Genomic DNA, 8,817 nt, shown 5'->3' with positions numbered 1-8,817 from the left:
GAATAACATGATCGGTCTTCTCGAAACAGCCCGCTCCAAGCAGCCCGGCGGAATCGCGTGCCAGAATGGCCCCCTCGTCGATGGGGATCATCAACAAGGACGCCGCGCTTTTTTCGCTCCAGATCACCGTGTTGCTCGGGGCGTTCGCTAACGCATTGAACGTGATGCCCAGCCAACCAAGTTCAGCCGCAAGTCTTTCCCGGATCGCGGGCGCATGGGAGCCCATTCCGCCCGCCAGAACGATGCCATCGACGCCGCCAAGTGCCGCAGCCATAGGCCATCCTGCGGATCGACCTCTAAATCTACGGTCAAGACCGATCAGCAGATTCGGAAGCAAAACGCTCTAGTCATTAAGATAGTCATGCCACAGCTTACGGTCCAACCCATCGACAAAGCGCGCCAGAAGCTCGGTATGTTTTCGCCATTTATCGACGGAATCTGTATGCACCGGACGCCGCAGTTGTGTGGCACTGTGGGTCAGAATTTGTGTCGCGCTCAGGTCTGGACGCGCCATCGCGCTCTGCCACTCTAGGTCACAAAATTCCGCCATCCTGCGGCCTGTGCCTTCTACATCATTGACCAGTTCCTTGTAATCAACATCAAAGATCTGCGCTGGCAGCACCGATTTCCAATGCGCCATTGATTGGGCATAAAGATTGAACCTGAAAGCCATCCAATCCCAGTCATAAGTGTAGGATAGCGCCGTGCCCGAAAAGTGCGATTTCCACATCGAAAGCGCGATATCCCTTGGATCACGACGCACGTTGATGATGCGGCAATTCGGATAGGCCAGCTTTAGAAAGCCGACCAGCCGGTAGTTTTCGGGCATTTTATCGACATAGGCGACGGTCCCCTCTGGCAGGTCTGGCAGCAGGCGCTGATCCTCAAGCACCATTTCGGCGGCGTCCAGCGCAGTGAAAGGCAAGTCCCGCTCGATGGTGTCCCTCAGCAAAAACCCAGCGGTGCCGCGTTCTCCCAAAGGGGTGACGTGTGGATGGCCCCCCAACACAGCCTCAACAAGAGTCGTGCCCGAGCGCGGCAGCCCGATCACAAAAATCGGGCTGGGGCCTGCGGGTGTGTCACCCTCAATTTTCAATTCGGTGGGAAACCGGCCAAGTATCGCGCGGGTCACATCTGCATCTGCAGCCGGAACATAGCGCAAAAGATTGGCCATTTCCTTGTTCGCAAGACCCAGCGTTTTCTCGGCATCTGCGGTCTTTTCGGCCGCAGACAGGGCCGCGGACAGCGCGTAAAACAGCGATGCACGGTTCTCGGAATTCTTGGGCACCTTTTTCAGCGCGGCCTGAATCTTTGGTTCAAGTGCAGCAACCTGCGCCTTGGGCAACAACAGTGTCAGCTGCTCAAGTGCTGCGGGATGATCCGGCTCAAACTCCAGAATGGCCTTGTAATGGAAGATACCTTCGTCCCACTGGCCCATTTCCACAAACTGGGTCGCCAGCCGGTAACGGGCCGCCACATTGCTCGGGTCAAGCTCTACTGCCTTTTGAACCACATCCAGCGCCTCTTGGGACCGCGTCTGGCGTGCAAGCGGGAGGCTAAGGTTGGTCAGGGCGACCACGTCATCGGGATTGATGTTCAAGACAGCATAAAGATCATCTATCGCGTCTTTGATACGGCCTAGGCTGAGATTAAGGAGGCTTCGCAAATGATACACGGAAAGCGTATCGGGTTGGATGGCAAGAGCGCTCTGCACGGACCCAAGCCCGTCTTTCTCTTTTCCCAAGGCAAGTTCGGCCTGCGCCTTGAGATACCAGACCTTCCAATCGTCCGGCGTGTTTTTGGAGAGCCTTACCAACCCCGCCAAAGCCGTGTCGGCACGCCCAATAACAATCAAGGTTTGAGCGAGGTTTTTTTGCGCGTCGGCGAAATCCGGGTTGAGCGCTATGGCTTTTTGAAAATACTTGATCGCATCGCTCGGGTGCCCGCTCGCGCTTGCTGCTATGCCAGCGATGTTGGGGGCCATTGCTGAGCGCGGAGATTTTTTTACCGCCGAAAGCGCGGCCTTCAAACTGCGTTTATAGTTTCCAACTTGCAGAAATCTCTGTGCATCCTGCACGTCATTTTCATAAGTCATACGTGCGGACTTCTCGTAATTTTGGGAGAGTAGAATTATTATTATACTCATACAGTCCCAATGCGGGTGCACAAGCGCATTAGAATAACAAAAAGGTGAGTAGTTCTTGCGCCCTTGACCGCAAAGGAATCGCCGATGAAATCGGTCACACGACGGACGCCAGGTCGTATCAGGCGCGGGAAAATTTTGCGGTATTTCGGTGCTTATCCGTTCTAGTGGTCCCTTGACCACCTACAGCGCCGCGTGCGCGTCTGCCGGCCTCACACTGGTGCAAGGCGCGGCGCAGCAGCACCGGTCAGGGATAGGGCGCGCGGTTTATCAAAACGTCCCTTTTGCGAGCCCCCGTTTGCCTATATAGTTAAAGTTAAAATACATAGACATTTGCAAGGCCTCTAGTTTGACACAACACGCAGCGCCCGCCCCCACCTTTAACATCGTCATTGTCGGCCAACAGGGGCGACTGGCTTACGAGGCTTTGCTTTTCGCCGCCTCCTTGCGCCATTCAAGCCCTGCGTTTCAGGGCCGCTTGCTGGTTGCTGAACCGCAAGCAGGGCCGTTGTGGCCCAATGACCCAACGATCAAAGGCGATGATATCCGCGATGCGCTCGAGGGGCTCGGGGCCGAGATTATTCCCTTTGAAAGTAATCATTTCGGGGCCACGTATCCCTATGGCAACAAGATCGAAATGCTGCATGCACTGCCAAAGGGCGAACCATTCGTTTTTTTTGATACCGATACGCTGATCACCGGCGATATCACATCCGTGCCATTTGATTTTGACCGGCCCATGGCGTCGCTGCGCCGTACGAATACATGGCCTGTGCCCCAGCTTTACGGCCCGCAATATGCCGGTCTTTGGAAATCGCTTTATGACAAGTTCGGGCTGGATTTCGACAGCAGCCTCGACCTAAGCCAGCCTGACGAATACTGGCAACGCTACCTCTATTTCAACGCGGGCTTCTTCTTTTATCGCTGCCCTCACGAATTCGGTGCCCTTTTCGAGAAATACGCACTTGCGATCCGTGACACCCCCCCGGTCGAACTCTGCGCCCAAAGTTTTGATCCTTGGCTGGATCAAGTCGCGCTGCCACTGGTCATCCACGCGTTAGGGGGCGGGCGTGACACCCTGCCCGAAGGGCTGATTGATGGCACAGTAAGTTGTCATTATCGGTTCTTGCCGTTGCTTTATGCCCGCGAACCCCAGGCTGCTGTAGATATTCTGGAAACGGTAACGGCACCGAACAAGCTCAAGAAAGTCCTGAAGGGCTATGAGCCGATCAAGCGGATGGTTTATCAGGGGCGCGGTCAAAAGGCGCGGGCACTGTTTGATCAAGACAACCTGCCCCGCAAGGAACAGGCGATCCGCAACAAACTTAAATCCAACGGGTATTGGATGCGCTAACAGGGCGGGGTGGATTCTCTTGTGCCCCAAACCCCGTTCCCATATCCATAGCGCAACATATCAAGGGAGAGAGATCATGACAGACGGCCCAACCTACGGCTTTGACACGCTGCAAATCCACGCGGGTGCCAAGCCCGATCCGGCAACCGGCGCACGCCAGACGCCAATCTACCAAACCACCGCCTATGTTTTCCGTGACGCAGACCATGCCGCCGCCCTGTTTAACCTGCAAGAGGTCGGGTTTATCTACTCGCGCCTGACCAACCCCACGGTCGCTGTTCTGCAAGAACGCATTGCCACGCTTGAGGGCGGTGTAGGTGCTGTTTGCTGTTCCTCCGGTCACGCCGCGCAGATCATGGCGCTGTTTCCGCTTATGGGTCCGGGCAAGAACATCATCGCGTCTACCCGCCTTTATGGCGGCACCGTCACGCAGTTCAGCCAGACCATCAAACGGTTCGGCTGGTCATGCAAATTCGTCGATTTCGATGATGTCGAAGCGGTCAAAGCTGCCGTTGATGACGATACCCGCGCGATTTTCGGCGAGGCGATTGCCAACCCGGGCGGCTATATCATGGACGTGCGGTCCATCGCCGATGTGGCCGATGCGGCGGGTATCCCCCTAATCATCGACAACACCACGGCCACACCATATCTGTGCCGCCCGATTGAACATGGTGCCACGCTGGTGGTTCATTCCACCACAAAATATCTGACCGGCAACGGCACGGTCACAGGCGGTTGCATCGTGGATTCCGGCAAGTTCGACTGGTCTGCCAACGATAAATTTCCGTCCCTCAGCCAACCCGAGCCAGCCTATCACGGTCTCAAATTCCACGAGACCTTTGGCCCGCTGGCCTTTACCTTCCACGGTATCGCCATCGGTCTGCGCGATCTGGGGATGACCATGAACCCCCAAGCCGCACATTACACCTTGATGGGGACCGAAACGCTATCCCTACGGATGGAGCGTCACGTCGAGAACGCCATGAAGATCGCGCAGTGGCTCGAGAATGACGACCGTGTTGATTACGTCACCTATGCCGGTCTCGAATCCTCGCCCTATTTTGAGCGTGTCAAAACGGTCTGCCCCAAAGGCGCTGGCGGCTTGTTCACTTTCGCGGTCAAAGGCGGCTATGATGCCTGCGTCAAACTGGTCAACGCGCTGGAAATCTTTAGCCATGTGGCCAACCTGGGCGATACGCGGTCGCTGATCATTCACTCCGCCTCGACCACCCACCGCCAGCTCAGCGCTGAGCAGCAAGAGGCCGCCGGTGCAGGTGCCAATGTGGTGCGGGTGTCCATCGGTACAGAGGATGCAAATGATCTGATCTCCGATCTGGATCAGGCCCTGACCAAGGCGACCAGCTAAGCGCGCAAGCCCTTCAAACAAAACGCCCGGCAGACTGCAATCTGCCGGGCGTTTTCCGTTTCAAAAGCTTTTTTTCAAGACAAAGGCTTACTCAGCCTGCTTGATCTCGAATTGCAGTGTGACTTGGGCGCTCACGTCGATTTCGCCCGTGGCAATCGGCATGTCCATGCTGCGCATCTGCGCCGACTTCATTTCCATTGGCATAAAACCCTGACTTGATTCTGACATCCGCACCAGGTTCCCCAGTTTAACACCAGCCGCGTCAGCCAGTTGCGCAGCACGGGCCATTGCATCGGCGACCGCCCCCTTGCGTGCGGCAATCAGCGCTTCGGCATTGTCTTGAAGGCCGAATTGCAAACCATTGAAATCATTTGCACCCTCGGCGATGACCGCATCCAAAAGCGGCCCCAGCTTGGTCAGGTCGCGCACGGTAACGCTGACGGTATTTCCCGCCTCGTAACCTACCACTTGCTGTGGTGCATTGTCGTCGCGCGGACGGTTGTCATAAACCGGGCGCAAGTACAGACCGCTGGTTTGCCGATCCAGTCCCGCCACCGCAAGCGCATCCAGTTGCGCCAGAATCGCCGCGACCTTTTCGGAGGTTTGCGCCATCGCGTCCGACGCAAGTTCTGCACGTTCGGTCACACCAAGCCGGATCGTGGCCATATCCGGGGCCAGCGCCACGACGCCCTGACCCGAAACCGTGATTCCATTCGGGGCCTCTTGTGCGACTGTAACTGTAGCAAACGACGCGCAAACAACCGCTGCAATTTTCAAAAATTTCATATTTTCAACCTTTGGTTAAGCATAATCCGCTTGTGTTCTGTTTGGCGGCCCAAATCAGCCACCGCAACCCTGATGTGTCCAGCCCACTTTCCATAAGCAAACTACTGCTCTATTATTTTGACAGATGTTGCTGGCCTGTTTTGTAGCGCATCTGCGTGTTAACACTTGATTGTGCAACTCTCGATCTGCCCAAGTCCCGATCTCGTCAGCCCTATCAAAAAGCGTCCTCATGAAGCCAAACTTTGCATTATCTCTTTCTTTTGAAGGCATTCGCCTTCTGCACCGTGTATCTGGCGGATGGCGCGTCATTGGCGAAGCCGCAGTAGACGGCGATGATTTAAGCGGTGAGCTTGCTGTTTTGCGCAAGACAGCGGCTGCGCTTGAACCCGGCGGCGTCCGCACCAAGCTTTTGATCCCGAATGATCAAATCAAATACATGACCATTTCCACGCCGGATCATTCAGATGCTGAACGGCGCGCGGCAGCACGTGCGGCGTTGGAAAACGCGACACCCTATGCGGTTGATGATCTCGCCTTTGATATCAGCAGTGACGGCACGCAAACACATATCGCTGCGGTTGCCCGCGAAACACTGGCCGAGGCCGAAGCCTTCGCGAACGAGCACCGGTTTCATCCGGTCAGTTTTGTTGCAATTCCCCTGCCCCACACCTTTCGGGCAGAGCCATTTTTCGGACCAAGCGATGCTGCCGAAACCATATTGGACGCAGGCGATGCGGTTGACCCTGATGATGAATCCGTTGTGGTTCTGGACGATCTGACGTCCGTTGAAGCTGCCAAGGCACGTCCCGAACAGGCAACCCTTCCGTTGCCGAAACAGCCGGATGACCCCGCTAGAACCGCGACCGTCGAAATGCCTGCCGTTAAAGAAACCGCGACAACCGGCTCGCCCCTACTTCCCGTCGCGCTACCCGACCCAGCCGCGACCAAGGATGAAGCAGACCGCCCAGCTGAAACCGAATTGGCAACGGCTTCCGCACAGGAAAAAAGCACCGACACAATCATTTCAGTGCAGGATACGACGCACCTGACCGCAAAAGAGATGCCCCAAGAGGACCGAGGACCGGAAAACGTTACCCCAAGGGAAGACCCCCAGTCGGATCTGTTTCAAGAAAATGCTCCAACTGAGGGAGAGAGCGCTGCGCAAAATGCGCAAGCAGAAGATCGTCTGGCAAAAGACAGTGTACTCGAAGATAAAGACAGTGCACCCGAAGGTGGTGCATCTGGCGAAACTGCGCCCGACGCTCTGGCTGGCCAAAGCCCTGCGCAAAATGACACTGACGCAAAAGCTGCGAAAAAAAAGCCGGACCTGCCCCCCAAGACCATCATTGCCGCGGTGGCACCTTCTGGCAAGGACACCGGGCGCACGCCAGCTCCAGCCGCCCCGGTAGCCACAGCGTTCACAAGCCGCCGCACAACCCCTGCTCCGACAGTGGGTGGCGCGTCGCGTACAACGCCCTCGGCAGCAACCGTTTCGGCCCCCGCGCTCCAGACCACGGGCAGCGCGGCACCCGTTCCCGATAGCAGTTCGCTTAGGGCATCGACGCCAGATGCCTTTGTCTCTGCCGCGCAGGTAAAGCCTTCAAAACTTGCGTTTTTAAGCCGCCGTAAACCGCGCAAGATCGAACCCTTGCCCCCAACGGCAGCCATCGTCACCGACACCGGCATCAAGGTCCCGCAGACCAGCAGCGAAGCTGAAAAAATGACGGTTTTCGGGGCGCGCAAATCGACGGGTATCGGGGGAAAGCCCCGCTTTTTGGGACTGCTGCTGACGGCGGCCCTGCTGGTCTTTCTGGCAGGCGTGGCGGCATGGGCTTCTGTATTTATGGACGACCGGGTGTCGCTGTCGCGTATTTTTGGTACCCGCGACACCAGGGCGATTGCCTCTGCCCCCGCGCAGGCCCCTGATCAGGGCAGCGCGTCCCGCGCTGCTGCACAAACGGGTATGACCGGCGTCGATCCCAACTCTGGCGAACAGACCGTCGTCGCAGCCCTTGATCCAACGCTCAGCGATGAAGATGGCGCGGTGTTGGATGCGTTGCGGGTTCCCGAACGGGCCCAACCCCGCGACGCGACGCAGCAAGAGCTTGAGGCGAAATATGCCACGAGCGGAATTTGGGCCCTAGCCCCCCAAACACCTGTGGCACCGGCAATGATTACGCTGGATGATTTGTATCTGACCAGCATTGACCCGATCAGCACCGCAAGTGATGCAATTGCCCTGCCAACGCTGGCCTCTTATGGCGGCGATACGTTTGATTTTAATCCCGCCTCGCCTGCGGCGGCTGGCACAACATTCGCGCTGGATGCCCGCGGGCTGGTCGCTCCCAGCCCGCAAGGCACCCTAAATCCCGATGGAGTGCTGGTTTTCGCAGGTCAGCCGCCAGCATTGCCGCCCGCAAGCCCAACACGCGCAGACGCGGCACCCGTCAGTGAGACGGAAAGCGTCGCATTGACAGGGTTCCGGCCCAAACCCCGTCCGACAGGGTTGGTCGAGAGCAACGAGAGATCGCAACTGTCCGGCCTGACCCGCGCCGAGCTTGGCCGCATCCGGCCGCAATTGCGACAACCATCGATTCAACAAGCCGCAGAGGCCGTACCCGCCCCCGAGGTAGCCGCTGCGGCAGCTTCGGCGGCTGCGTCGCTTGCGGCAGTGTCTTCGCCTGTCGTGGCCGCCACCGTCCCGCCGCAAACGATCGTCAATGCGACAGCCTTTGCTGTGAAGGCGTCCCCGCGCCCTGACACAAGACCAAAAAACTTTGCCCGCATTGTAAAGCGCGCAGAACAAACCGCGCCCGAGCCCGAGCCCGTGCAGGTGGCCAGTGCCGCGTCTGTCGCGCCGCGCGTCGTGAAGCCATCTGCACCGTCAAAAACGTCCGTGGCCAAACAAGCGACGGTCAAGAATGCCATCAAGCTGCGGGATATCAATCTGATCGGGGTGTATGGCAAACCATCGAGCCGCCGCGCCCTGATCCGGCTGAGCAACGGGCGCTATCAGAAAGTCGCCGTTGGCGACAAGTTGGACGGAGGCCGTGTGTCAGCGATTGGCGATGCTGAATTGCGCTATACCAAACGTGGTCGGGATGTCGTGTTGAAAATGCCGCGCGGCTGATGATGGAACCGTGTTCGGGGGCCAGCCCCCACCGC

Annotated in this window: 5 protein-coding genes and 1 pseudogene; 3 read left to right on the top strand and 3 right to left on the bottom strand. The window is 57.5% G+C overall.

Going from position 1 to position 8,817, the window contains the following annotated elements; all coding sequences use genetic code 11:
* A pseudogene (locus tag ABYT07_RS05300) lies at nucleotides 1–274 on the bottom strand (acetate kinase); the annotation flags it as partial.
* A gap of 69 nt (nucleotides 275–343) precedes the next feature.
* Nucleotides 344–1,984, bottom strand: coding sequence for a sulfotransferase (locus ABYT07_RS05295; protein ID WP_372989962.1), 1,641 nt, complete (start codon nucleotides 1,982–1,984; stop codon nucleotides 344–346).
* A 508-nt stretch (nucleotides 1,985–2,492) separates the two neighbouring features.
* Between ABYT07_RS05295 and ABYT07_RS05290 the strand changes: the two genes are divergently transcribed.
* Together ABYT07_RS05290 and ABYT07_RS05285 are read left to right on the top strand one after the other, a co-directional pair.
* Nucleotides 2,493–3,497 carry a hypothetical protein gene (locus ABYT07_RS05290; protein ID WP_372989961.1) on the top strand — a complete coding sequence of 335 codons (1,005 nt, stop codon included), beginning with the start codon at nucleotides 2,493–2,495 and terminating at the stop codon, nucleotides 3,495–3,497.
* Nucleotides 3,498–3,573: 76 nt separating this feature from the next.
* On the top strand, nucleotides 3,574–4,866 hold the full coding sequence (locus ABYT07_RS05285; RefSeq protein ID WP_372989960.1) for an O-acetylhomoserine aminocarboxypropyltransferase/cysteine synthase family protein: 1,293 nt from the start codon (nucleotides 3,574–3,576) through the stop codon (nucleotides 4,864–4,866).
* Between the two features lie 87 nt (nucleotides 4,867–4,953).
* Here ABYT07_RS05285 and ABYT07_RS05280 read toward each other — a convergent pair whose 3' ends face one another.
* On the bottom strand, nucleotides 4,954–5,652 hold the full coding sequence (locus tag ABYT07_RS05280; RefSeq protein WP_372989959.1) for an SIMPL domain-containing protein: 699 nt from the start codon (nucleotides 5,650–5,652) through the stop codon (nucleotides 4,954–4,956).
* 229 nt (nucleotides 5,653–5,881) lie between these two features.
* On the opposite strand from ABYT07_RS05280, the gene ABYT07_RS05275 reads away from it, so the two are divergent.
* Nucleotides 5,882–8,782 (top strand): hypothetical protein, encoded by a 2,901-nt coding sequence (locus tag ABYT07_RS05275; RefSeq protein ID WP_372989958.1) that lies wholly within the window; start codon nucleotides 5,882–5,884, stop codon nucleotides 8,780–8,782.
* The last annotated feature ends 35 nt before the right edge of the window (nucleotides 8,783–8,817 follow it).

The sequence above is a fragment of the Sulfitobacter sp. genome, assembly GCF_041552635.1.
In the GTDB taxonomy this organism is placed as follows: Bacteria; Pseudomonadota; Alphaproteobacteria; order Rhodobacterales; family Rhodobacteraceae; genus Sulfitobacter.
This window is presented reverse-complemented; position numbering and strand designations above follow the sequence as displayed.